At 62.9% G+C, this 22,961-nt stretch carries 20 protein-coding genes and 1 pseudogene; 3 read left to right on the plus strand and 18 right to left on the minus strand.

Annotation, left to right across the window (positions count from 1 at the left end):
• From AC0L24_RS00315 to pxpA, 7 genes are all read right to left on the minus strand, one after another.
• Entirely contained in the window at positions 1 to 735 is a 735-nt protein-coding gene (locus AC0L24_RS00315; protein WP_027036290.1) for an ABC transporter ATP-binding protein, read from the minus strand.
• Positions 732 to 1,484, minus strand: a complete 753-nt coding sequence (locus AC0L24_RS00320; RefSeq protein WP_027163992.1) for an ABC transporter ATP-binding protein — start codon at positions 1,482 to 1,484, stop codon at positions 732 to 734. Before AC0L24_RS00320 ends, AC0L24_RS00315 begins: the two co-directional genes overlap by 4 nt.
• Positions 1,485 to 1,733: 249 nt before the next feature.
• Positions 1,734 to 2,705, minus strand: a complete 972-nt coding sequence (locus AC0L24_RS00325; RefSeq protein WP_127319973.1) for a 5-oxoprolinase subunit C family protein — start codon at positions 2,703 to 2,705, stop codon at positions 1,734 to 1,736.
• Entirely contained in the window at positions 2,695 to 3,570 is an 876-nt protein-coding gene (locus AC0L24_RS00330; protein WP_127811209.1) for a 5-oxoprolinase subunit B family protein, read from the minus strand. The genes AC0L24_RS00325 and AC0L24_RS00330 overlap by 11 nt, the downstream gene beginning before the upstream one ends.
• Before the next feature lie 9 nt (positions 3,571 to 3,579).
• Complete coding sequence (locus AC0L24_RS00335) at positions 3,580 to 4,944, minus strand: acetyl-CoA carboxylase biotin carboxylase subunit (RefSeq protein ID WP_127811208.1); 1,365 nt, start codon at positions 4,942 to 4,944, stop codon at positions 3,580 to 3,582.
• Positions 4,944 to 5,177 (minus strand): acetyl-CoA carboxylase, encoded by a 234-nt coding sequence (locus tag AC0L24_RS00340; RefSeq protein ID WP_292699536.1) that lies wholly within the window; start codon positions 5,175 to 5,177, stop codon positions 4,944 to 4,946. The genes AC0L24_RS00335 and AC0L24_RS00340 overlap by 1 nt, the downstream gene beginning before the upstream one ends.
• A gap of 65 nt (positions 5,178 to 5,242) precedes the next feature.
• Positions 5,243 to 5,965 (minus strand): 5-oxoprolinase subunit PxpA, encoded by a 723-nt coding sequence (gene pxpA, locus AC0L24_RS00345; RefSeq protein WP_128287401.1) that lies wholly within the window; start codon positions 5,963 to 5,965, stop codon positions 5,243 to 5,245.
• A 135-nt stretch (positions 5,966 to 6,100) separates the two neighbouring features.
• Here pxpA and AC0L24_RS00350 point away from each other — a divergent pair, with 135 nt between their 5' ends.
• The gene (locus tag AC0L24_RS00350) at positions 6,101 to 7,006 is read left to right on the plus strand and encodes a LysR family transcriptional regulator (RefSeq protein WP_013533150.1); all 906 of its coding nucleotides are present in this window, start codon (positions 6,101 to 6,103) and stop codon (positions 7,004 to 7,006) included.
• Between the two features lie 249 nt (positions 7,007 to 7,255).
• On the opposite strand, the gene AC0L24_RS00355 is transcribed toward AC0L24_RS00350, so the two are convergent.
• Positions 7,256 to 7,987 (minus strand): NADPH-dependent F420 reductase, encoded by a 732-nt coding sequence (locus AC0L24_RS00355; RefSeq protein ID WP_128362542.1) that lies wholly within the window; start codon positions 7,985 to 7,987, stop codon positions 7,256 to 7,258.
• Positions 7,988 to 8,350: 363 nt separating this feature from the next.
• On the opposite strand from AC0L24_RS00355, the gene AC0L24_RS00360 reads away from it, so the two are divergent.
• Positions 8,351 to 8,950 (plus strand): TetR/AcrR family transcriptional regulator, encoded by a 600-nt coding sequence (locus tag AC0L24_RS00360; protein ID WP_128287400.1) that lies wholly within the window; start codon positions 8,351 to 8,353, stop codon positions 8,948 to 8,950.
• 192 nt (positions 8,951 to 9,142) lie between these two features.
• Here AC0L24_RS00360 and AC0L24_RS00365 read toward each other — a convergent pair whose 3' ends face one another.
• The 3 genes and pseudogenes from AC0L24_RS00365 to AC0L24_RS00375 all read right to left on the minus strand — a co-directional run bounded on the left by AC0L24_RS00365 (position 9,143) and on the right by AC0L24_RS00375 (position 12,253).
• Complete coding sequence (locus tag AC0L24_RS00365) at positions 9,143 to 10,282, minus strand: alpha-hydroxy acid oxidase (protein WP_473563310.1); 1,140 nt, start codon at positions 10,280 to 10,282, stop codon at positions 9,143 to 9,145.
• 103 nt (positions 10,283 to 10,385) lie between these two features.
• A pseudogene (locus AC0L24_RS00370) lies at positions 10,386 to 11,484 on the minus strand (isocitrate/isopropylmalate dehydrogenase family protein).
• A gap of 25 nt (positions 11,485 to 11,509) precedes the next feature.
• Positions 11,510 to 12,253, minus strand: coding sequence for a glucose 1-dehydrogenase (locus AC0L24_RS00375; protein WP_128287398.1), 744 nt, complete (start codon positions 12,251 to 12,253; stop codon positions 11,510 to 11,512).
• 141 nt (positions 12,254 to 12,394) lie between these two features.
• On the opposite strand from AC0L24_RS00375, the gene AC0L24_RS00380 reads away from it, so the two are divergent.
• Complete coding sequence (locus tag AC0L24_RS00380; protein WP_128287397.1) at positions 12,395 to 13,891, plus strand: aldehyde dehydrogenase family protein; 1,497 nt, start codon at positions 12,395 to 12,397, stop codon at positions 13,889 to 13,891.
• 97 nt (positions 13,892 to 13,988) lie between these two features.
• Here the strand turns inward: AC0L24_RS00380 and AC0L24_RS00385 are convergent, their stop codons facing one another.
• The 7 genes from AC0L24_RS00385 to AC0L24_RS00415 all read right to left on the minus strand — a co-directional run bounded on the left by AC0L24_RS00385 (position 13,989) and on the right by AC0L24_RS00415 (position 22,958).
• The gene (locus AC0L24_RS00385) at positions 13,989 to 14,885 is read right to left on the minus strand and encodes a LysR family transcriptional regulator (RefSeq protein WP_027036279.1); all 897 of its coding nucleotides are present in this window, start codon (positions 14,883 to 14,885) and stop codon (positions 13,989 to 13,991) included.
• Positions 14,886 to 15,010: 125 nt separating this feature from the next.
• Positions 15,011 to 16,510 carry a sugar ABC transporter ATP-binding protein gene (locus AC0L24_RS00390; RefSeq protein ID WP_127811201.1) on the minus strand — a complete coding sequence of 500 codons (1,500 nt, stop codon included), beginning with the start codon at positions 16,508 to 16,510 and terminating at the stop codon, positions 15,011 to 15,013.
• 3 nt (positions 16,511 to 16,513) lie between these two features.
• The gene (locus AC0L24_RS00395; RefSeq protein ID WP_127811200.1) at positions 16,514 to 17,608 is read right to left on the minus strand and encodes an NHL repeat-containing protein; all 1,095 of its coding nucleotides are present in this window, start codon (positions 17,606 to 17,608) and stop codon (positions 16,514 to 16,516) included.
• Entirely contained in the window at positions 17,605 to 19,722 is a 2,118-nt protein-coding gene (locus AC0L24_RS00400) for an ABC transporter permease (protein ID WP_127811199.1), read from the minus strand. The genes AC0L24_RS00395 and AC0L24_RS00400 overlap by 4 nt, the downstream gene beginning before the upstream one ends.
• 12 nt (positions 19,723 to 19,734) lie before the next feature.
• Positions 19,735 to 20,751 (minus strand): sugar ABC transporter substrate-binding protein, encoded by a 1,017-nt coding sequence (locus AC0L24_RS00405; RefSeq protein WP_127320431.1) that lies wholly within the window; start codon positions 20,749 to 20,751, stop codon positions 19,735 to 19,737.
• Between the two features lie 35 nt (positions 20,752 to 20,786).
• A complete protein-coding gene (locus tag AC0L24_RS00410; RefSeq protein WP_236383139.1) occupies positions 20,787 to 21,740 on the minus strand; it encodes an ABC transporter permease in 954 nt (317 codons plus the stop codon).
• A gap of 393 nt (positions 21,741 to 22,133) precedes the next feature.
• A complete protein-coding gene (locus tag AC0L24_RS00415; RefSeq protein WP_164874025.1) occupies positions 22,134 to 22,958 on the minus strand; it encodes an alpha/beta hydrolase in 825 nt (274 codons plus the stop codon).
• Between the last annotated feature and the right edge of the window lie 3 nt (positions 22,959 to 22,961).

The raw sequence follows: 22,961 nt of genomic DNA on the forward strand, positions 1-22,961 counted from the left end.
TCAGTGGTCCTCGTAACCGAAATAGGCAGCCTGGATCGCCTCGCCGTTGCCGAGCGTCCGCGCGTCGCCATCGAGCACGATCTGTCCGCCACGCATCAGGATCATCCGCCCGCCCACCATCATCGCCCGGGCCGAGCTCTGCTCAACGATCAGGAGCGTGAGCTGGCGCTGCGCACGCAGCGCGATCAGCCGCTCATAGACCTGGTCGTTGATGTTGGGGGCGAGGCCCAGCGAAGGCTCGTCGATGGCTACAAGCCGCGGATTGGTCATCAACGCGCGTCCGATGACCAGCATTTGCTGCTGCCCGCCGGACAGCAATCCCGCCTGCCCATGCCGCCTCTCTTTCAGCATCGGGAAGGTTGCGTAGACGGCTTCGAGTTCGTCGGCCGCTCGGCTGCGCCAGCCGCGTTCGCGGGCGTGCATGCCGGTTCCGACCAGAAGGTTCTCTTCGGTCGTCAGCGAGCCGAAGACATCGCGCCCCTCCGGCACCATGGAGAATCCGAGCCGGGCGATGTTCTCCGGCGCCTGGCCGGTGATCTCATGACCTGCAAGGTCGATCCGGCCGCCCGCCACTGGCGTAACACCGGCGATCGCGCGCAGCAGCGAAGACTTCCCGGCTCCGTTCGGGCCGGTGATGAACAGGATTTCTCCCTCGTCCATGGAGAAGGAGACATTTCGGACCGCCGTGAGACGGCTGTAGCGGATAGTGATATCGGAAAGGGCGAGCAGGCTCATTCCATCGCCTCCAGCACAGGCAGGTCGGTGTTCGCGGCCGTGCCCATATAGGCGTGGCGCACCTTCTCGCTGTCGCGGATCGCGGCAGGCGGGCCTTCCTCGATGATCGCTCCGGAATCGAGCACGACGATATGCTGGCAAAGGCCGAGCACCAGCCCGACATTGTGCTCGATGAGCAGGACACCACAGCCGAGATCGCTGGCGATATGTCTTATCAGGGCCGAAAGCTCCCGCGCCTCCAGCGCGCTCATGCCAGCCGCGGGCTCGTCGAGCAGGATGTACGCGGGCCGTCCCATCAGGGCGCGGCCAATGGCGACGCGGCGCTCGTCCGTATATGGCAACGTTCCGGCGATGCGGGTGCCCAGCGCACCGATGCCTATCCAGTCGAGCATCGCTTCCGCTTCGGCGATGGCAGCGCGCCGGCTCATTCCCAGACCAACGCCGGTTACCTCCAAATTGTCCAGCACAGGCAGGTCGCGGAAGAGCCGCCCACCCTGGAAGGTGCGGGCAATGCCGCGCCGCCGGACCTGATGCGGCTTGAGACCTGTGAGTGCTGCCCCGTCGAGCTTGATGGTGCCTTCCGTCGGTGCCTGGAAGCCGGTCAGCACGTTGACGAGCGTGGTCTTGCCAGCGCCATTCGGGCCGATGAGGCCACTGATGCGGCCGGGCGTAATTTGGAGGTCTACCGATGACAGGGCCTTCAGCCCCGCAAACGATACCGAGACATTCTCCGCGCTCAGATGACTCATGACCCTTTCCTTCTTTCTACCGACGGAAAGGCGCGAAGCATCCGGCCTTGCGGCCAGTCACGTTGCAAATGTCTTCCCCTGTCGGTTCCGGCGGTCTCTAGCGGACTGCTCGGGTGCCAAATTCACGCCGTTGCCCGGCGTCGTCTTGTCGTTTCGCGCACCGGATTTTGTCTTCCGCCACGCACGGTCGGTTTTGGCCGGCCGATCTCCTCGCCACCGGCTCCTCCGCCGGCATTTTCCCGGCTGACGTCAGCCGGCCAGATGCCCTTCAGCACGCGCCAGCGCGGCGCGCTGTTCGGTTCGCGCGGCAAGCGCGTCTTCCAGCGTCACCGGAACGAAGCGCGCCGGGGTGTGCGGCTGGAGCTGGGCGATAAGGTCCATGTCGGCCGATATCACCACGCCCAGCATCATGTACCCGCCACCCGAAACCGCGTCCCGGTGAAGAACGATCGGCTCCGTGCCACTCGGCACCTGGACGGATCCGTAGGGATAGCAGGCATCGACGATGTTCGAGGGGTCGGAGCCCGCACCGAAAGGCTGCTCGCGCTCGACGAATTCCAGCGGCGTCCCACCCCGGAAGCGATAGCCGATGCGGTCGGCTTCGGGTGCGACCTTCCAGGTTTCCTCAAAGAACCGAGTGCCGGCAGCTTCAGTGATCCGATGCCAGTACATGCCGGGAAGCATTCTGAGTTCCGCCGGACTATTGCCCGCGCGGCGCAGATTTGCAGGCAGTGAAAGACCGGCTTTGCCGGAACCCTCGCCGAGGGGAAGCTCATCACCCGCCTTCAGCGTGCGGCCCTGATGGCCGCCGAGTGCGCCCAGAATGTAAGTCGAGCGCGAACCGAGAACCACGGGTACGTCGATACCGCCGGAGACGGCCAGATAAGCGCGCGCGCCGCCCTTGAGGAAGCCGAAGGAAAGCCGGTCACCGGCCTTCACCGGAAAACTTTCCCAGGTCGGCCGTTCCTCGCCATTGAGTTTGGGGGGGAGTTCTCCTCCCGTGACGGCGACGACCGCGGATTGGGTGAATTCGAGTTCGGGGCCCATGAAGGTGGCTTCGAGCACCGCGGCACCCGGATCGTTGCCGACAAGCAGGTTTGCGATGCGTGTGGCAAAGCGGTCCATGCCGCCACCTTCTGGAATGCCGACATGGTAGTGGCCCGGTCGGCCAAGATCCTGCACGGAAGTGGAGAGGCCGGGTGAGATTACCTTAACGGCCATTGATAAGCTCCATCAGCTTTGCATTGGTGCCGTAAATATCGCCGTTGAAGTCCTTCAGGCTGAAGGTGCACTCGCGAACCGTCGGCTGCCACCGATTGGCTTCGATTTCCTCCAGCGTGGCGTCGTAGTCATCGCGGCCAATGGCCTTGAACTTGACGATGTCGCCTGGCTCGAACAGGCACATATCATCTGAGAGGTAGCGCACCTTCCTGGTCGGGTCGTAGATCGGAGCCGGGGTTATGCCATACATCTGGTAGCCGCCAGCGCCGCGCACCGAATAGATCGCTGCAAAGCAGCCGCCATGGCCAATGGTGAGCTTGGGAGTGTCGGTGCGTGGACGCAAGTATTTCGGCGCCTGAATCTGTTTCTTGCGCTCAACCATCTGGTACAGGAAGGGGAGTCCGGCGACGAAGCCGACCATGGACACGAACCAGGGCTGGCCGGAATATGCCGTGATAAACTCTTCCACCGTGGCGTAGCCGTTGATGCGTGCCGAATATTCAAGATCGGTGGAGGAGGGGTCCTGATGGCGCTCGCGGAAGCGCAGGCAGGTTTCACGCGTCCATGGATCCTGGAAATAAACCGGCAGTTCGATGATCCGGGTCTTCAGCACCGGGTCCGCCTTCGAGGCCGCCTCTTCCATCGACTTCAGTTCGCTGAGCAAATCCTGCGGCTTGACGATGTCGGGGTTGAAGCGAATCTGGAAGCTGGCGTTGGCTGGGCAGATCTCGGTGACACCTCGGATGCCTGCCGTACGCACCGCGTTCGTCATCGAAAGGCCGGTAAAGAAGGAGGTGAGCGACATTTCTTCGGACACCTCGCCGAAGATATGTTCGTCACCGCCGAAGTTGAATCGTATCGACATCGGTCCTCCTTAACCCGCCAATGTTGCGGCGTTTTCGATGAGCCAGCCTTCCAGCCAGCGGGTATGCACGTCTCCCGCCCGTACCGCCGGATCGGCGGCCAGCGCAAGAAACAGCGGCTTGGTGGTCTTGAGCCCGCCGATCTTCAACTCGTTGAGCGCGCGGATCAGGCGCACTATCGCCGCCTCGCGCGTTTCTGCATGCACGATCAGCTTGGCAAGCAGCGAATCATAAAAGGGCGGCACCTGATAGCCTTGGTAGAGCATCGAATCGAAGCGTACGCCCGGACCGCCGGGAATGCGAAGCTCGGCCACCTGCCCAGGGAATGGAGCGAACTCCTTCGCCGGGTCTTCGGCATTGAGTCGGACTTCGATCGCATGCCCCTTGACGGAGACATCGCCTTGCCGAATCCGCAGCTTCTCGCCGCCGGCGATGCGAAGCATCTCCGCAACGAGGTCGATGCCGGTGATCGCTTCGGTGACCGGGTGCTCGACCTGGATACGGGTGTTCATCTCGATGAAGTAAAAGCGATCTGCTTCATCGTCATAAAGATACTCTACCGTGCCGGCACCAGAGTATTTGACCGCCTTGGCCAAAGCGACCGCCGAAGCGCAGAGATCCTCGCGCAGCCTGTCTGAAAGTGCGCGCGACGGCGCCTCCTCCCAAACCTTCTGGCGTCGCCGCTGCAGCGAGCACTCCCGCTCATAGCAGTGAATGGCATCGCTTCCATCTGCCAGCACCTGCACCTCGATATGGCGGGCCTTGCCGATCACTTTTTCCATGTAGAGGCCACCGTCGCCAAAGGCGGCGAGGGCTTCTGCTTCGGCCTGAGGAAAGGCTTGTTCGAACTCGGCGAGCGAGTTGGCGATGCGGATGCCCCGCCCGCCGCCGCCTGCCGCCGCCTTGATCATCACCGGAAAACCGGTTGCGGTCAGCACCTCGTGGCCAGCCTTGAGGCCCTCGACCCGGCCAGCCGAGCCAGGCACCACAGGGACACCTGCAGCGGCGGCGGCCGATCGCGCCGAGACCTTGTCTCCCATCATCCGGATCGCATCTCCCGACGGGCCGACGAAGACCAATCCAGCGCCTGTGACCGCGTCGGAAAACGCGGCATTCTCGGCAAGGAAACCATAGCCAGGATGAACGCTGTCGCAACCGGTGTCGCGGGCAGCCTTCAGAATTGCTTCGACATTGAGATAGGACTTCTTTGCTGCTGGTGGGCCGATGTTGACCGATTCGTCCGCAAGCTGGACGTGGAGCGACTCGGCGTCTGCGGCCGAATACACCGCCACGGTGGCGATCCCCAAATCTTGCGCGGCCCGGATGATCCTGACCGCTATCTCGCCCCGGTTGGCAACCAGAAGCTTTTTCAGCATCAGTCGAGATCCGCGATAGGTGCGCCGGCCATGATCGGGTCTTCATTGTCGGCAACGAAGCGGATGTTCGTACCGGCCGTCTCGGCCCTCACTTCGTGGAACGACTTCATCACTTCGATGAGGCCGATTACGTCTCCGGCGGAAACCGCGTCGCCATCCGCCTTGTAGGGCGGCTGGTCTGGCGAAGCGCTGCGATAGAAAGTGCCGGGAAGAGGCGAAAGAATCTGGGCCATAAAAAGCTCCGGAAAACTGCAGACAGACTAATTTGGAACCGCCTGCGCGGGCGGGTTGGTCGAGTTCAGTGCCAGGGAGCGATTGCGGTGCGCACGGCCCTGGCTATTTCGATGGCGTTCGGCGTATCGGAATGCACGCAGATGGTTTCGCAGCGTACGGGGAAGAAACCGCCGTCCTCTGCCGTGCCCTCGCCCTCCCTGATGGCGCGCACGCACCGCTCGGCCATCTCTGCGGGGTCCTTGGCGTCATGGACGCGCGTCAAGATCAGCTTGCCGGAGGCATCGTAGTCGAGATCGGCATAGAACTCGGCGACGAATGGGATACCGCGCTCTTGATAGATCTTCTCATGCAGGGTGCCCGTCATGCCGAAGAGGGGTACGCCGAAAATCTCTGCCGCGTCGCACACGCCATGGGCGATTGCCTCCTGCTGCATGGCCATGAAGTAGAGGCTGCCATGCGGCTTGATGTGGTGGAGTTCCACACCCTCGGCCCTGAGGAAGCCGGCAAGCGCTCCCACCTGGTAAATGATGGTGTTCCTGACTTCTTCGCGGGTCATCCGCATCTCGCGCCGGCCGAAACCCTGAATGTCGGGCAAGCCTGGATGGGCGCCGATCTTTACGCCACTCGCCTTGGCGCTGCGGACGGCGGCGTGCATGTGATCCGGATCGGAGGCATGAAAACCACAGGCGACATTGGCAACGTCGATGATGGGCATCATGCCCATATCATCGCCAACCTTGTAGAGGCCAAAGCTTTCGCCCATGTCGCAGTTTAGCGTCACCGCCATCGCATTGTTACCCCTCGAAGCTGCCGTCTTTGCGGCGTTGCAGCATTTTTTGCGCATGCGAGGGCGTTTGTGAAATAGTAGTTTATTGATTGTCATATCAAAAAAACAGATAATGGTTCTGGGCCGGAGCGCACCATGACCATCACCTTGAAACAGCTTGATTATTTTATCGCGACCGCCGAGAGCGGACAGGTCAGTCATGCTGCGGTGGAACTCAACATCTCGCAATCGGCCGTCACTGCGGCGATAAAGACGCTTGAGGCTGACCTGGGCGTACGGCTTTTGGAGCGTAACCACGCTGGCGTAAGACTGACTATGGAGGGCGCGCGGTTTCTTGAACATGCGCGTGTTATCACCGGGGCCGTCGCTGCCGCCGTCCGAAGCCCGTTGCGCGATAGGAAAGGCCTGGCGGGCAAGCTGCGGCTTGGCATGACCTACACGGTCGTCGGCTACTACATGTCGCGCCACTACGCGCGGTTTCGAAAGACCTATCCCGAGATCGAGGTCGAGGTGCTGGAACTGCCCCGAGACGCTCTCGAAAGCGGGTTGATGTGCGGGGACATCGACATGGCCGTGATGCTGGTGTCCAACCTGGAGCACACCAAGGAGTTGGCGCAGGAGGTCTTGATGCGGTCGAACCGCCGGCTCTGGCTTTCGGCTGATCATCATCTGCTCGCGCGGCAGGAAATCAGCCTCGCCGATGTGGCGGCGGAAGATTATGTTATGCTGACGGTTGACGAGGCACGTACGACGGCCGCCCGTTACTGGGATGCCGCGGGGCTTTCGCTTCGCGCCGTCCTTACCACCAGTTCGGTCGAGGCCGTGCGGTCGCTCGTGGCTGCCGGCATGGGGGTCACTGTCCTGTCCGACATGGTTTACCGCCCCTGGTCCTTGGAGGGGCAGCGCATCGAAGTGCGCGGGCTTGTCGAGCCCATTCCTACCATGGATGTCGGCCTGGCCTGGTCGCGGGACAGATCAATCGAACCGGCCGCGGCGGCCTTCCGGGCCTTCATGTCCGTGACCATGGGCGGCGGCGGCTAACCGCCTGCCGTCAGGCAGGCGCTATGGCTCAGGCTCGCTGGTTGAGCAGCGGAGCGTGGGAGTTGATGCCTCGCATCATCAAGGGGGATTTCACCTTTGTCGCAAATAACGCCAAGGGCTTCACAAAACTCTAAAGAGCCGGTTCACGCCGGCCTCGTCATCGTCGCTGGCAGGTTGTTCCCGACAAACAGAAGGAACTCTTGGAGAGTCTTCTTGGTCACCACCTCGGGCCGGAATCGGAAAAGTCTCTCATCGGAGGGCGGTGACTTCACGGTTGCGGGCTACGATCTGCTCGTGGCGGAGGGGGGTCGTCGCCTCCATGAAGCCCTTGATCAGTGCGTCGCGAGCTCCGGGTGCGCGCGCCTTTTCCGCCGTGGACAGCGCATGCTGAAGATCAGGCAACGTCAGTTCCGTGCAGTAGGCTGGCGTGCCCGGTTGCTGGCGCCAGGAACTCGCGAGATCGCCGGCATCAAGTGCGTCGAAACCGGTCTCGTTCACCAGTTCGCGTGCGATCGCTTTGGCATGCGCATCATCGCCTGCGACGGGGATCGCGATCCGTTCGGCCGTTCCGCCACCTTCGGCGAGCGTTTGGGCGAGGACCGCATTGAACGTCTTGACCACCGGCCGGCCGAGTTGTTCGCTGGACCAGACGCTTTCCGGCTTGCCATCGTCAACCTCCGCGATGTTCCCGTCGCGCATAGGATAATAATTGGAGGTGTCGATCACGACCACGTCGGCTGGTACATCGGCAAAGATGTTGGCGACATCGGGAATCTTCGCAAACGGGATCGATAGAACGATCGCCTCGACATCCCTGGCTGCTTCGTGCGCGGCAACCGGGAGCGCACCAACCTTCATCGCCTTCTCGCGGATGTCATCAGGCCCCTTCGAGCCCGCCAGCTTCACCGCGTGTCCGGCCGCTGTCAGCTTTCGTGCGAGGGTGGTGCCGATATTTCCCGCGCCGATAATGCCGATGTTCATGTCGATTTCCTTCCAGGTAATTGTGATTGTGAGCTCAGCGCATGATGCGCGGATCGATCCCGTGTTGAGCGGGACATCCAGATGGTCGCGCAGGGTGGTGCCGCCATAACCCCCGATGGAACAGCCCGCCTCGAACTTCGTATAGCTTGCTCGCGGCATCTACTGACCGCGCGCCAGGCCCCAGGCAGGTTGCCGTACCGTTGCCCAGATGCATGCCGGTATCATCTGCCTGATCATCGTCCTCGTTTCGCCGGCTCATGCCGACCTGTTAGAACAGTCGACCACGGGATATATGGAGACTATCTCCGCTTCGACTTTAGATACGGAGAGTGTCTCCGATCTTCAAGGGTTCAAAGGTCAGTCATGTTTCAATCGTCGATCACGTCAGCCCTCCGCAGGGACGCGCAACACAATCGGGCGCACATTCTCGAGGTGGCGCGACAAGCGTTCGGCAACGACAGTGTTGACGTCTCGATGGATGCTATCGCGAAGCTGGCGGGCGTGGGGGCAGGGACGCTCTACCGCCATTTTCCAAACAAAGACGCCCTCCTGGCTGCGCTGCTAATTCTTCACTATGAAAGCCTCGACCATCGTCGCGTTGAAATCGAAGCCGGGGAGAGCGATGCAGGCCGCGCACTCGAACTCTGGGTTGAAGCTCTCGGCGACTGGATGCTGGCTTATGAGGGCTTGCCTGAACCGTTACGGGCCGCTTGCCGAGTAGAATCCCCGCTGACGCCGACCTGCCATGCTGTCATCGCGACGACGGAGCGAATCCTGAAGGCTGCACAGGACGAAGGGCTTGCACGACGGACGATGACCGGGCGCGACATCTTTTTCGGAGCACTGGCGATCGCTTGGGCGAGCGGCGCAACGGCAGCGGGCGAAGACACTCGGAACGTGCTTCGCGATGTCCTGAAGAACGGATGGATGGAACCGAAAACAGCACCGGGCGGCGGAGTTTAGTCCGCCTATCCGACTGCGCAGCCTTTCGAATTTCATAACGCTGTCGCCAGCGCGTGTGCATCAAACAAACGCTTTCTGAATGGCTGCCGTCGTCTGGATGGACGGCGGCTTTTGGGCCTGGGAAGAGCGGCGTGCGAGGGCGGCAATTGGTGGCTGAAACTTTGCGACCAAGCGTGAGCACACGTCTTGGCGCTATGCTATGATTTCTGATCCCGCTTCCTGAAAACGGGGGATTCCGCAGAGCCTGAGGCAAGTCACCACTTCGTCCAGGATGATATCGAGTGCCTTGGCCACACCGGCCTCGCCAGCCACGGCGCCGAACAGGGCGGCCCGGCCGATCGCCGCGACGGTGGCGCCGCGTGCCTTGGCCTTGATGATGTCCGTGCCCGTGCGGATACCGGAATCGATGAGGATCGGGACTTGGGCGCTAAGTGCCTGACGGATGGCGGGCAGGGCATCGATGCTCGATACAGCACCGTCGAGCTGACGGCCTCCATGGTTGGACACCCAGATGCCATCGGCACCAGCCGCGACCAGTCGCGACGCGTCGCCCGGGTGCAGGACGCCCTTGACCAGCAGCCGGCCTTTCCACCAGTCGCGGATCTGGCGGAAATCGTCCCAGTCGAAACCTGCATGGAGGCTGCCGCCAACACGCGCGGCGATCGTCAGGCTGGCGCTGTTGTCACCGAGATAGCCGCGGACGTTCTCGAACTGGGGCAGACCGCCGCTCAGCAGGCGCAGCGACCAGCCAGGATGAAGCATGCCTTCCCAGAGATGCCGGGCCGAAGGCCGCAGTGGGATGGATATGCCGTTCCTAAGATCCTTTTCGCGCTTGCCCCCGGCTTGCAGATCAACGGTCACCACCAGCGTCGAATAGCCAAATTCTTCCGCTCGCCTGACCAGTTGGCGATTGAAGTCGAAATCCTTGAGCACATAAAGCTGGAACCACAGCGGCCCCTGTACGGCTCGCGCCATGCCTTCGATGCTGGCCGTGGCCATGGTGGAGAGTGTGTAGGGGATGCCGCGAGCGGTTGCCGCCCTCGCGATGGCAATGTCGGCTCCGGGCTTGACCAGCGCGCAGGAACCCATCGGGCTGATCACGAGCGGTGTCGGCAAGGTCTCGGACCAGAGCGTCGTGGAAACGTTCGGATGCGAAACATCGGTAAGCACGCGCGGCAAAAGTCTGATCTTTTCGAAATCGCTTCGGTTGGCGTTAAGGGTGAGTTCCTGCCCCGCCCCGCCATCGATGAATTCGAAGATGGATTTCGGCAGGCGACGACGGGCAAGCCTGCGAAAATCCTCGACCGAAACCTGGCGATCGAGAGCGCCCATCTCAAGCCTCGCCCTCGTGCCGGTCGGCAATGAATATCCGGCGCATGAGCGTCTGGCCGACCTTGCGAGGTCCAACAAGATCTATCTTCACCTTGATCATCAGTCACGCCGCTGCCGCGAGCCGGTCGCAGATCGAGCGGGTTATCTCGCTGGTCGACGCCCTGCCTTTCAGGTCGGCGCTCAGAAGCCCGTTGGCCAGGCAGTCCTCGGTCACGCGACGGATGCGCGCCGCGGCCTGGTTGAGCCTCTCGTCGCCATGCTTGTGGCCGAGCCAGTCGAGCATCGAGGCTGCCGACAGGATCGTCCCATACGGATTGGCGATACCTTGGCCGGCAATGTCGGGCGCCGAGCCGTGCGCGGCCTGGAAGAAGCCGTTGGCCGCGCCGATCTCGGCTGAAGGCGCCATGCCCATCCCGCCCACCGTCGCGGCGGCGAGGTCGGACAGGATGTCGCCGAACATGTTCTCGCTGACGATGACGTTGAAATGGCCCGGTTTCAGCACGAGATGCATCGCCATGGCGTCGACCAGCGCGTGCTCGGTCGCGATATCGGGATAGTCCTTCGCCACTTCGTCGAAGACGGAGCGGAAGAAGGCATAGCTGCGCAGCACGTTGGCCTTGTCGCAGCAGGTGACCCGGCGCACGCCGTCACGGGGCGCGCCGCCCGACTGGCGCGCCAGTTCGAAGGCCTTGCGCGCGATGCGCTCGATGCCGGAACGGGTCTGCACCAGGGTGTCGACCGCGACTTCGCCGCGCAACAGCGCGCCCGATCCCCGCGCGGCGTAAAGCCCTTCGCTGTTCTCGCAGCAAGATGATGTAGTCGATATCTCCGGCATTCACGCCGCTCAACGGGCTCGGCACGCCCTCGAAGAGCCTGACGGGGCGGATGTTGGCATAGAGATCGAGTTCGAAGCGCAGCCTCAGCGTGAAATCCAGGCCTGCTTCGGTTCCATCGGGATGGACGACGCCCGGCAAGCCGCCCGCACCATGCAGGATGGCGTCCGCCGCGCGGCAGGCCTGGAAGGTCGGCTCGGGAAAGCTCTGGCCGGTCTTCAGGAAATGCTCGGCTCCGGCCGGGTATTCGCTGAAGTGCAAGGGGTTGCCGGGACCAAGCGCTGCTTTCACCACTTGAACCGCTGCGGCGCAGACTTCCGGGCCGATGCCGTCGCCATGCACCACGGCGATTTCGTAGACAGGCTTCATCGCCAACTCCCAAATGGTCTAACGCTCAGATGCACTTGCCGCCGTCGACATTGAGGTCGACGCCGGTGATCATGCTGGCCTCGTCGGAGCACAGGAATGCCGCGGCGTTGCCCATGTCCGCCGGCGTAGACAGCCTGCCGATCGGAATGGTGGCGACGACGCGGGCGCGGTTTTCCTCGCCGGAGCCGATGAAGGTGGACAGAAGCGGCGTGTCGCCGGCAACCGGGTTGATGGCGTTGACGCGGATGCCGAAGGGGGCGAGTTCCACGGCCATGGCCCGGGTGGCGGCAATCGCCCAGCCTTTGGAAGCATTGTACCAGGTCAAATTCGGGCGCGGCGAGACGCCGCCGGTGGAGGCGACGTTGAGGATGGCGCCCGATTTGATGGATTTGAAATGCGCAACGACCGCACGGGCGCCATTGTAGATGGATCGCATGTTGACGTTGGCGATCCGGTCGAACGTCTCTTCGTCCATCGTCTCGAGCGCCAGGGGCGGCTGGGCCACGCCGGCATTGTTGACCAGTATGTCGAGACCGCCAAAGGCCGAGCGGGCCAGGTCTGCCGCCGCTTCGAAGCTTGCGAGTGTCGAGACGTCGCCAGTGATTGGCCGCACATTTTCGCCGACTTCGGCAGCAACGCGGGCCGCGGCGGCCCCATCACGGTCCATCAACACGACCCGCGCACCTTCGGTGACGAATTTCCTGACGATGCCTTCGCCAAATCCCGAACCGCCGCCAGTGACGATGGCGACCTTGCCAGCAAGTCTCATATCTGTTCCTCCATTGCCGGCACCATCGGGGAAGTCGCGTACATTGCACAGTCCGATTATCTGAACGCCCTTTTAGCTTTCCTTGTTTGAGGTCGACCGGCGTCGGAGGCATAGTCGCCACGGAATTGTGAGGAGGAAGGGATGACGCTGAATTTCGACCCGCGGGCGAAGGCCACGGCGCTCTACCACGGCGAATTCCGGCCGATGTTCGTCGGCGGCAGGTGGGTTCCGGCACAATCCGGCCAGGAGATGCAGGCGCTCAACCCGGCGACTGGCGAAGTGCTGGCCACCGTCCCGCGTGGCTCGGCCGCCGACGTCGATGCGGCGGTGGCGGCTGCGCGCACGGCTTTCGAAGGGCCGTGGTCAAAATTCTCGCCCTATGAGCGGCAGTGCGTGCTTCTGCGCATCGCCGATCTCTTCGAGACTCATTGGGAAGAGCTCAGCGTTTCCGACACTCTCGACATGGGACTGCCGATCACGCGCACGCTCGCCAACCGGCGGCGCGTCATCGGCATGCTGCGCTTCTATGCGGGCATGGCGACCGCGCTGCATGGCGAATCCATAGACAATTCGATCCCCGGCGAGATCGTCAGCTTCACAAGGCGCGAGCCGGTGGGCGTTGTCGGCGCGATCATCCCCTGGAACGCTCCGACCGCCGCGTCGATCTGGAAGATCGCGCCGGCGCTGGCCACCGGCTGCACCATCGTGCTGAAGCCCTCGGAGGACGCCTCGTTGACGCCGCTGCTGATCGCCAGGCTGATGCAGGAAGCCGGCGTTCCCGACGGCGTCGTCAACGTCGTCACCGGCACCGGGGCGGAGGCCGGTGCGCGGCTCGCTGAACATCCCGACGTCAACAAGATCGTCTTCACCGGCTCGACGCTGACCGGGCAGGCCATCGCGCGGGCGGGCGTGACAAACCTCAAGCGCGTTTCCCTGGAACTCGGCGGCAAATCGCCGATCATCGTCTGCCGCGATGCCGACATCGACAAGGCGGTTCCTGTCGCCGCGATGGCGGTGTTCGTGCATTCGGGCCAGATCTGCATCGCCGGATCGCGGCTGTTCGTGGCGCGCGAAATCCATGACGAATTCGTGCGCCGGGTCGCCGAGTTTGCCGGCAGGCTTCGCATCGGCCATGGCATCGAGGCGGAAACCGAAATCGGCCCGCTCATCAATGCCAGGCAGGCCGGCAAGGTGGTGGGCTATATCAAGGCCGGCCGCGACGAAGGCGCGGAACTGATAGCGGGCGGATCTCGACTGACGGGCGAGCCCTACGACGGCGGCAATTTCATCGCGCCGACCGTCTTCGGCGCGGTGTCGGACAAGATGACCATCGCGCGTGAAGAAATCTTCGGTCCGGTGATTTCGGCGATGCCGTTCGACACGCTCGACGAAGCCGTGGCGCGGGCCAATGCGACGCCCTATGGCTTGGCAGCCGGCATTTTCACCACCCATCTGGGCACCGCGCACAAGCTCGCCCGCCGCATCAAGGCCGGCTCGGTGTGGGTCAACATGTACCACGCCATCGACCCGGCGGTGCCGTTCGGCGGCATGAAGATGTCCGGCTACGGCCGCGAGGGCGGCATCGAACATCTGCATGAATATCTGGAGACCAAATCGGTCTGGATCCAGACCGACTGAGGGTGCGCTGATATTCAGGTGAGGCCGGGCTGCGAATGACGGCGTTCCCGCACTATTCTCGGCGCTCGTGCAAGGTGCCTGTCCGAAGGCGCGATGCTCAGTTTGCCAGTTCGCGCAAATTGGTGCGGATGAGGTTCATCAGCTGTTCGGAGAAGGAGTGGTGCACATAGCCCCGCGCCGTGATGATGCCGACGGAGCGGTGGGCGTCGCGATGGTCGATCGGCACCACTCGCATGCGCTCGTCATTGCGCGAAATGGCGATGCCGGGCACCACGCAGACGCCAAGTCCCGAACACACCAGCGCCACCGCCGTCTGTGCGCTTTCGACCTCGTATTGCGGCTTGAGCTCGATGCCTTCCGCCGCCGTCAGCCGATCGACAAGGCCGCGCACGGCGGTTTTGCGGTTGAGCAGGATGAGCGGATAGCGCAGCAGGTCGGAGAGCAGCAGCTTCTTTTCGCCGCCGTATATTTCCGTGGGAATGCAGGCCATCAGCGGATCGTCGAGGATAGACTCGAACTGGAAGTCCGTCAGGTTTGGCAGTTCCGGGCCGATGTAGAACTCGACCTCCTGCTGTTGCAAAAGGCCAAGCGCGGCCTGCGGCGGGCTCTCGATGACCTCGACGATGCTGCGGGGATAGCGCAACTTGAATGTCGCCAGGATATCGCCCAGCCGGCTTGCCGCGAGCGTCGGGGCGCAGGCGATCTGCACCTTGCCCTTGCGCCGAGCGGCGACCTCCGTCAGCCGGTCGAGGCTGGTCTGCACCTGTGACATCACATTGGCGATCTCCTCGAACAGGATCTGGCCTTCCGGCGTCAGGCTTGCACGCTGTGCGGTGCGGATAAACAGCGAGATGCCGATCTGCTCCTCAAGGTCGCGAATCTGCATCGAGACCGCCGATGGCGAACGATTGCTCTCCTCGGCAGCACGACGGAAGCTGCCGTTTTCGGCGGCAAGCAGGAACGTCTGCAGAAGTTTGAGGTTAATGCTGGGCATATCCGCTCGGGCAGGGTGATCTGACCCTTTGACCTATTCAGACGCGGAACCGATTGCAAGGCAATAGGACCGGCCAGACATTGGTCCTGGCTTGACCGGCAAAAGTGTCTTCCTTGTCGAGCCGCTCAATGAACCGCGGCGAACATGACGCGCTCCTCGGTGGCCTCCGACAGCATCATCTCCTCGACCACGCGGCCGCGCTTGACCACCAGAATGCGATCCGAAACGGCGAGAATTTCAGGCAGATAGGACGAGATGACAACGACGGCCATGCCTTGCTCGGCGAGATCGCTGATGAGCTGGTGGATCTCGACGATGGCGCCGACGTCGACACCGCGTGTCGGCTCGTCGAAGATCACCAGCCTAGGCTTCTGGATCAGCGATTTGGCGATCACGACCTTTTGCTGGTTACCGCCGGAGAGCTCGATCATCCGGGCTCGGTCGCTGGTCTGCCGCAGGCTCAGACGTTCGCCCCATTCGCGGGCAAGTTGCCTGGCCCGCGCCAGCGACACCATGGAGACGGGATTGGCGCCCTCGGTCAGTTCACCCACTTGAAGGTTCTCGCCCGCAGTCATGGTTTCGAAGAAGCCGTCGACCTTGCGATCCTCGGTGACATAGACGATGCCGTCGCGCACCGCAGGCCTGGGCACCCGGTAACGCACCGACTTGCCGAGCAGGCGGATCTCGCCGCCGTGGAAGATGTTGCGCTTCAACAGTCCGGCGACGACCTTGGCCATTTCGGTCCGGCCGGCGCCGACAAGGCCGAACATGCCGGTGACCTGGCCCGAAAACACCGAGAAGGAAGAGTTGCGCACCAGGCCGGCGCAGGACAGGTTCTCGACCGAAAGCACCTTGTCGCCATAGGGCCGCGCCGTGCGCTTGACCTCGCCATGCAGCGTTTCGGTCAGCGTACGGCCGACCATGGCCTGCACGATCGAAGCGCGGGTGAAGCCCTTGGCTTCGCCGGACGCGACGATCTCACCATCGCGCATGACCGTGATGCGGTTGGCGACGGCAAGCGCCTCTTCCAGCGCATGGGTGATGAAGATGACGGCGATGCCCTCCTTCACCAGCCGCTGCAAAAGTTTGAAGAAGTGGCTTTTCTCTTCGGGCGTCAGCGTCGCGGTCGGCTCGTCGAAGATGATGACGCGGGCCTTGTGGTGGACGGCGCGCGCGATCTCCACCATCTGCTTGTGCGCCGCGCCCAGCGTGCTGACCTGCGCGGACGGGTCGACCTGGAAGCCCATGCCGGCGAGGAACTGCCGCGCCTGAATGTAGAGGCCGCGCAACCGGTTGAACATCTTCTCTTCGCCGAGATAGAGATTCTGCGCCACCGTCATGGCCGGCACCAGGTTGGTTTCCTGGAACACCATGGCGATGCCGGCGCGCAGCGCTTCGGCGGGCGTGGCGAAGGACACATCCTTGCCGTCGAAGGTCATCTTGCCCTCGGTCAGCTTGAAGACACCGGCCATGACCTTGGTCAGCGTCGACTTGCCGGCGCCGTTTTCCCCGAGCAGCGCATGGATTTCGCCCTTGCGCAGGTCGAAATTGACATTCTTGAAGGCCGGAATGCGCGCGAACGCCTTGGCGGCGTCCCTGAGTTCAATGATGTTGGCGTCCGACATCGCTTAGCCTCGCTTGCCACTGGCGGCGCTCGCCACGCGCACGATCCGCGATCCGCCGCGCGAGGCGACCAGAAGGTCATCGCCCAGCTCGCAGGCGCTCAGCGTCCCGTGCACCTTGCCGTCGGCGCGCGAATGGAAACTCGACAGCGGCTTCATGTTCTGGTCGCAAAGGACCACCAGCCCGTAGGACCTTGTCACCGCGTATGGCTTCAGCACGTTCATCTGCTTCAACTGGCTGCCTTGCATGGGCTCGCGATAGTCGCGCCATGAGCCGAGCGACGGCGCCATCCAGTAGGCCTCGGGGACTTCCGCCAGCATGCGGGTGCGGTAGGTGTCCTCGCGCAGGATGAACTCCACCAACTGGTTGCGCACGGAATAGAAGGTCAGCCAGTAGCCGGCGTTGAAGGCCGGTGCGATGCGGGCGGGGTAGGCCGGCAGATGCTCCAGCACGGGCAGCGTCGCCTTGGTGGCAAGGTCGATCGCCAGCACGCGGTGGCGCCAGGCCTCCGAGACGTAGATGCGGTTGGAGCCGGTGGTGGCGATGCCGGCCGGCCAGGCCAAGCCATCCCTGATCAACTCCAGCCGGCCGTTTTTCAGATCGAGCCGCCAGACCGAACCGGATACGCTCTTCTGCATCAGGTCGCGACGCCAACCGCTCGCCGGCACTGAGGCCGAGCCGTTGGCCACCAGCAAGGTGTTGCTGTCGAGGAAGGTGAGAGCGGTGATGCAGGAGAGGCGGCGAGCCTCCTCGCCCGTCGCCTCGCGCCCGTCATGCAGGCCGCCGCGGATGACGACGCCCTTGCCGTCGATGGCCATCGCGGTCATGCCGCGGGCATGGGCGAGTGCGGTGATCTCGCCCGGAAATTCCTGCAAGGTTTCGGCATGGCCGTCGGCGCTAAAGCGCATCAGCCGGTTCGCGCTGCTTGCCAGGAGGCCCTTTTCGGTGCGCACGAGATTGTCGGCCTCGGCGAGGCCGGCGAATTGGCCGGCTTCCTCCAGTCCTTGGTTGGGCAGCAACGGCCCGTCGAGCGTCGGCACGGTCACGGCCCACTCGCCACGGCCGAGAAAGCGGTCAAGAAGCTGGTTCAAACCGCTCATGACTTTTTGCCCCAGTAGGAATCCGAGCTGAACCAGTCGGGATAGACGCCTTTCAGGGGCAAAGTGCCCATGCGGTTGTTGAAGATGCCGCAAAGATAGAGGATGCCCTTGTGCTCGCGCATCGAGGTGATCATCGGATGCTTTTCGCCTGCCTGGTCCCACAGGCTTTCGAGGATCTGGCCGTTCTCGTCGAAGCGCAGCACGCAGCCGGTGTTGAGATTGGGCATCAGCCACGCATCTTCCGATACGCGCCGCGCCATGCGGCGGCGGAAGCCCGGCATTTCAAGCGAGAGATCCAATGCCGGCGTGCGCATGCCCATCAGGGCCAGCCAGTAGGTGCCGTCGGAGGCGCGGTTGATGTTGTCGGGATAGCCGGGCAAGCCCTCGATGACGCGCTCGACCTGGCCCTTCTTCGGGCCATCGAAATAGTAGCGGCTGATGCGGCAGGCCCAGCTTTCGGCGAACAGCACCGACTGGCCGTCGAAGGCCGTGCAGATGCCATTGGGGAAGACGAGGTTCGACAGCAGTGTGCGTGTCGAACCGGATTTGGGATCATGGACGATGATGCGTCCGTTGCCGCGGCTTTCCAGCGCGTCGGCATACCAGTCATGCATCTCGAAGCGCACTGTCGCTTCCGAGAAGACGATGCGGCCGTCCGGCAGGATGTCGCAGTCGTCGGCGAGCTTCATGGTGGAGTCGTCGACCACCGAGGTCAGCGAGCGGTTGGTCTCGGCGGTCAGCAGTTTTACATCCCCGGCCGGCGAGACCTGGTAGAGGCCCATGCCGGCGACGCAGATGACGAGGTTGTCGTCGCGGTCGAAAGCCATGCCGAGCGGCGAGCCGCCAATATGTGCGAACACTTCGCTGTCGGTGTAGTGTGGCGGCTGGAAGCGCAGGATATCGCCTTGGCGGCTGCCGGTGTAGAGGCGGTCCTGCCGGTCGAAGATCACATCTTCCGCGCCGTCGAGAAAGCCGAGGCCGATGACGCCGACGTCCTTCAACCGGTCGTTCACCGCCATCGGCGCGCCGGACGCGGTCGAGATCGCCTGCGGCATCTTGGCGAAGGTCGGCGAGATGTAGACACTGCGCAGGATCTTGTGGCGGTTCTTCACCCAGCGCACGTCGAGAAGCACCGACAAAAGCAGCACGATGCCGAGAATCAGGAAATTGACCGGGCCGGGCACGGCCAGCGCAAGCAGGCTGTTCGACAGGACAAGCACGAAGACGGTGCCCATCAGCGCCTTGGCGACCGAGCCGCGCCCACCGCCGAGCGAGATGCCGCCGAGCACGGTTGCGGTCAACACCTGCAGTTCGAGCCCGGTGCCGATGTCGGAAGCAGCACTGCCGATGCGAGCCGAGAAGAAGAAGCCGGAGAGCGCCACCAGCACCGAGCACAAGACATAGGCGCTGAACAAGATGAAGCGCACATTGATGCCGGCATTGTAGGCAGAGCGGCGCGCGCCGCCGACCGCGAACAACCGCCAGCCATAGCGGGCGCGCGACAGCACGAGATGGATGATCAGCGCGATGACGACGAAGACCACAAAGGATGTCGGCACGCCCCAGATCGTGCCGAAACCAAGGAAATCATAGGCCGGCGAATCCGAACCGCTGGTGACGATCCGCGTCGAGACCTGCGGGAAGACGATGTCGAAGGTCGAGCGGTAGATGATGAGCGTCACCAGCGTGGTGAGAAAGGCCCGCATGCGCAGGAAGCCAACCAGGAAGCCGTTGATGGCGCCGCAGACGACGCCGAGGCCCAAGCACGCCAGAAGGCCGGTACCAAAGCTCCACTGCTCGACATTCATGCCATACAGCGTGACCAACACGGCGAGCGCGAAGGTCGACCCGACCGACAGATCGATGCCGCCCGACACCATGACGATGGTCATGCCGAGCACCACCAGGCCAAGCTCGGCGGTCTGGCCGCTGAGATTGGTCAGCGTCGCCAGATCGAAGAAGCCCGGCACGATCGAGCCGAAGATCGCGCACAAAATGACCAGCGCCGTGAAGGGGATGACGCTGTCGATCCACTTCTTGGTCAGGATCTCCCCGACCACGTGGTCGGGGAGCAGGCGGTAGCGCCAGCGCACAAGGCTTTCGGCCATGCTCATCAAGGAAGTCCGTTACTTGAGCTCGTCCAGCTTCCAGCAATTCCTGCCGGTCGCATTGGCCTTGTCGACGCGGGTGATCGGACCGAAGAAGATGGTCTTCTCGCTGCCCGCTTGCCGCTCGGGCTGCTGCAGCAGCTCGGAAATCTGCTGTGCGGCGATCTCGGCCTGGATCGGGGCATTAAAGTTGAAGATCACGTCGAGCAGTCCGTTCTTGATGCTCTCGCAGCCCGTGGCGCTGCCGGCGCCATTGGTAACGATCGTCACCTGGTCCTGTTTGCCGGCGGCCGCGACGGCGGCGCCTGCGCCGACCTCGGCATTGTCCCAGATGCCCATGATGCCGCACAGGTCCGGATGCTGCTGGAGGACCGTCTCGGTGATCTGGCGGGCCTTTTCGCTCATGTAATCGGCCGGCTGGTCGGAGACGAGCTGCAGCTCGGGATTGGCCTTCAGCACCTCGTCGATGCCGGTGCGCATGTAGATGTTGGCGGCGCCCGTCTGGACACCGGCGAGCCAGACCACCTTGTGCGAGACGGCATTGGGGCCGGTGCAGTGTTTGGCCAGTTCGCCCATTTCGAGACGGCCCATTTCGATCCAGTCATTGCCTACATAACTGTCGGTCTGGGTGGCCGACTGCATGTTGACTTGCAGCACCTTGATGCCGGCCGCCTGCGCCTGTTTCAATAGGCGTGCGTAGGTCTGGACATCGGGGTTCTGCACGATGATCAGGTCCGGCTTCTCGGCGATGGCGCCCTGCATGGCGCGGATGCCGGCATTGGTGTCGCCGGAGGGATCGCGCACTTCGAGGCTGAAGCCGTAGCGTGCCGCGTGACGCTGCCACACCACCACCCATGCCTGGTTGAGGTCCATGCCCTGTGAGATCGGCACGAAGATGACCTTCTTGCCCTTGAGCGCCTCGAGATAAGTGGAGCGGCCGACCTGATCGGTTTCCTGCGCCGTGGTGATTTTCGCCGCGCCCAGCAGCGCGAGCGCTGTCATGCCCGCGAACAGGCAGTTCTTGAACAATTTCATGTTTCTCCTCCCAGATTTATGTCTCGGTTCTTGTTTCAGATGTCGCCGCTTTGCGAGGTCTGCTCGTCGCGCGGATTGATGATGGCGTCGATCGCCAGCGCGCCCAGCAGGATCACGCTCTTGATCAGATTCTGGCTGGTGTAGCTGAAGTTCAGGATCGTCATGCCGTTGGTCAGGATGCCGACCAGAATGGTGCCGACGATGACGTTGCGTACGCCGCCCTGGCCACCGGAGAGGCCGATGCCGCCCAACACGACCACCAGCAGCACGTCGTAGATCAGGCTGGAATTGTAGAGGCGGGTGTCGATGCCGGTGACCAGCCCCAGCATGATGATGCCGGCGGTATAGGCAATGAGGGCGCTGATGACATATTGCGTCACGATGATCGGGCGCGTCGGCAGCCCTGTGGTGCGGGCCGCGTTCGGGTTGTCGCCAGTGGCATAGACCAGCCGGCCGAAGCGGGTCTTCCTCAGGAAGAAGCCCATGAGCGCGGCCACCGCCGCGAAGATGATCACCGACATCGGGATGCCGAGGATGGTTCCGTTGCCGACGAATTTCAGCCAGCCAATATCGGAGGGGGCATAGAGCACGTCGGACGCAAAGACGATGCGGCCAGAGCCGTAGACCGAGGATGCGATGGCAAGGGTGGCGAAGATCGGCGGAATTTCGGCCACTGCCACCATGACGCCGGTGAACAGGCCGATGACCGCGACCAGGATGGCGCCGCACATGATGGCCAGCGTGAAGTCGACGCCCCAGGTGGAGATCCAAATGCTGAAGGCGACGCCGACCACCATCACCGCCACCATGGTCAGGTCGATGCCGCGCCCGACGACGATGAACCCCATGCCGACGGCCAGCGTGCCGAGGATCGAGACATTCTTGAGAATGGCAAGGATGTTGCCCTGGCTCAGGAAATTGTTGAGCGTCGCCGAGAACACCAGGAACAGGACGGCCGAGATCGCGCCGACGACGAGTTCCTGGGACATTTTGATGCCCAAGCGCGCGGTGTCGGATTTGCCCGAACCAGCCAAGTCAGTTCCTCCCTCGCTGCCGGTTTGAACCAGCGGCGTGCCAAAGCGGCCTTGCCCCAGGGGCTTTGCCGCGACGACGTTTCCTCCACAGCCCTAAGCCGGCTGCTTGCGTTAAGACCATCGCGACTCAGGGCGCCAGGGGCAATTTCGATTTTCTGATGCGCTGTGCAGTTCGTCAGTGTGGAGAAAGAGGATGAGGAATCGTCGGTTGTGTCCTCTGCCGGATTTCACCTGCCGCAAAGCTCAGCCCGATGCCGGTAGCGTGCCGCGATCCCGTGACGGTACTTTCTTGAGTGACGGGAGTGTCTGGCCCGGCAGTCAAGCGGCTCTGCTTCCCCAGGTTCCGTCCTATAGGCAGTTTCCCTCGATCATCGCCATCAGGCAATCGCCAGATTGTGTGCCGCTGATGCCCAGATCACGCACGCTGTTCATGTGGTTTCGGTCATTCAGGCGGAGGTCGCAGACAAGGTGCCCCTGCGCGCGCAAGCGCTTTCCGAAGTCGGCGGCCTGCTGGTGAAAAGGTGACGTTTCCTGATCTCCCACGAGAATGGTCGCTGCCGTCTCCGGGTCATGCCACCGCGTCATTGGGGTGAAGGCAGCTGCCTCCTCATCGGTGATTCCGATTAGCGGCTGGACGAAGGACGTCTGAAGGGGCTTGAGGTCGTAAAGGCCGCCTAGCAGCAGCGCCGCACGTATGCGCGATGGCATTGGCGTCTTTTCGAACAGGAATGAGGCCAGGTGTGCGCCCGCCGAATGACCACTTACGCTTAGCCGGGCAGGGTCACCGCCATGAGCGGCTATATTGTCCAGCACCCATTGTTTGGCGCGCCGGACCTGGGCGACGATTGCCGCCATCCTGAATTCGGGCATCAGCGCATAGTCGACGATGACCGCGATCGCCCCAGCTTTGGTGACTGTGTTCGCTACATAAGAATAGTCGCTCCTGGAGAACATGCGCCAGTAGCCGCCATGGATGAAGATGTGCACGGGAAGATCCCTGCGCGCGCCGGGCGGAAAGAACAGGTCCAACCTTTCGGCCTTGCCCTCGCCATAGGCGATATCAGCCGACATTGGCAGGGTCGCCCGGGTTTCGGCGCTGCGGCTTACTATGTCGGCCACGATATCGTCAAAGTCGGCCACATGGTCGCGCGTGCGGAAAGGGTCCTTTGACATGAC

The sequence above is a fragment of the Mesorhizobium sp. WSM4809 genome (assembly GCF_055811655.1).

Excerpts from the sequence above, each read along its gene's own strand:
- pxpA (WP_128287401.1), bottom strand. The coding sequence starts at position 5,965 with ATGGCGGTGACGCTAAACTGCGACATGGGCGAAAGCTTTGGCCTCTAC.
- AC0L24_RS00380 (WP_128287397.1), top strand. The coding sequence starts at position 12,395 with ATGACGCTGAATTTCGACCCGCGGGCGAAGGCCACGGCGCTCTACCAC.
- AC0L24_RS00320 (WP_027163992.1), bottom strand. The coding sequence starts at position 1,484 with ATGAGTCATCTGAGCGCGGAGAATGTCTCGGTATCGTTTGCGGGGCTG.
- AC0L24_RS00390 (WP_127811201.1), bottom strand. The coding sequence starts at position 16,510 with ATGTCGGACGCCAACATCATTGAACTCAGGGACGCCGCCAAGGCGTTC.
- AC0L24_RS00355 (WP_128362542.1), bottom strand. The coding sequence starts at position 7,987 with ATGAACATCGGCATTATCGGCGCGGGAAATATCGGCACCACCCTCGCA.
- AC0L24_RS00410 (WP_236383139.1), bottom strand. The coding sequence starts at position 21,740 with ATGTCCCAGGAACTCGTCGTCGGCGCGATCTCGGCCGTCCTGTTCCTG.
- AC0L24_RS00365 (WP_473563310.1), bottom strand. The coding sequence starts at position 10,282 with ATGGGCGCTCTCGATCGCCAGGTTTCGGTCGAGGATTTTCGCAGGCTT.
- AC0L24_RS00360 (WP_128287400.1), top strand. The coding sequence starts at position 8,351 with ATGTTTCAATCGTCGATCACGTCAGCCCTCCGCAGGGACGCGCAACAC.
- AC0L24_RS00405 (WP_127320431.1), bottom strand. The coding sequence starts at position 20,751 with ATGAAATTGTTCAAGAACTGCCTGTTCGCGGGCATGACAGCGCTCGCG.
- AC0L24_RS00340 (WP_292699536.1), bottom strand. The coding sequence starts at position 5,177 with ATGGCCCAGATTCTTTCGCCTCTTCCCGGCACTTTCTATCGCAGCGCT.
- AC0L24_RS00315 (WP_027036290.1), bottom strand. The coding sequence starts at position 735 with ATGAGCCTGCTCGCCCTTTCCGATATCACTATCCGCTACAGCCGTCTC.
- AC0L24_RS00330 (WP_127811209.1), bottom strand. The coding sequence starts at position 3,570 with ATGTCGATACGATTCAACTTCGGCGGTGACGAACATATCTTCGGCGAG.
- AC0L24_RS00375 (WP_128287398.1), bottom strand. The coding sequence starts at position 12,253 with ATGAGACTTGCTGGCAAGGTCGCCATCGTCACTGGCGGCGGTTCGGGA.
- AC0L24_RS00415 (WP_164874025.1), bottom strand. The coding sequence starts at position 22,958 with ATGTCAAAGGACCCTTTCCGCACGCGCGACCATGTGGCCGACTTTGAC.
- AC0L24_RS00400 (WP_127811199.1), bottom strand. The coding sequence starts at position 19,722 with ATGAGCATGGCCGAAAGCCTTGTGCGCTGGCGCTACCGCCTGCTCCCC.
- AC0L24_RS00350 (WP_013533150.1), top strand. The coding sequence starts at position 6,101 with ATGACCATCACCTTGAAACAGCTTGATTATTTTATCGCGACCGCCGAG.
- AC0L24_RS00395 (WP_127811200.1), bottom strand. The coding sequence starts at position 17,608 with ATGAGCGGTTTGAACCAGCTTCTTGACCGCTTTCTCGGCCGTGGCGAG.
- AC0L24_RS00335 (WP_127811208.1), bottom strand. The coding sequence starts at position 4,944 with ATGCTGAAAAAGCTTCTGGTTGCCAACCGGGGCGAGATAGCGGTCAGG.
- AC0L24_RS00385 (WP_027036279.1), bottom strand. The coding sequence starts at position 14,885 with ATGCCCAGCATTAACCTCAAACTTCTGCAGACGTTCCTGCTTGCCGCC.
- AC0L24_RS00325 (WP_127319973.1), bottom strand. The coding sequence starts at position 2,705 with ATGGCCGTTAAGGTAATCTCACCCGGCCTCTCCACTTCCGTGCAGGAT.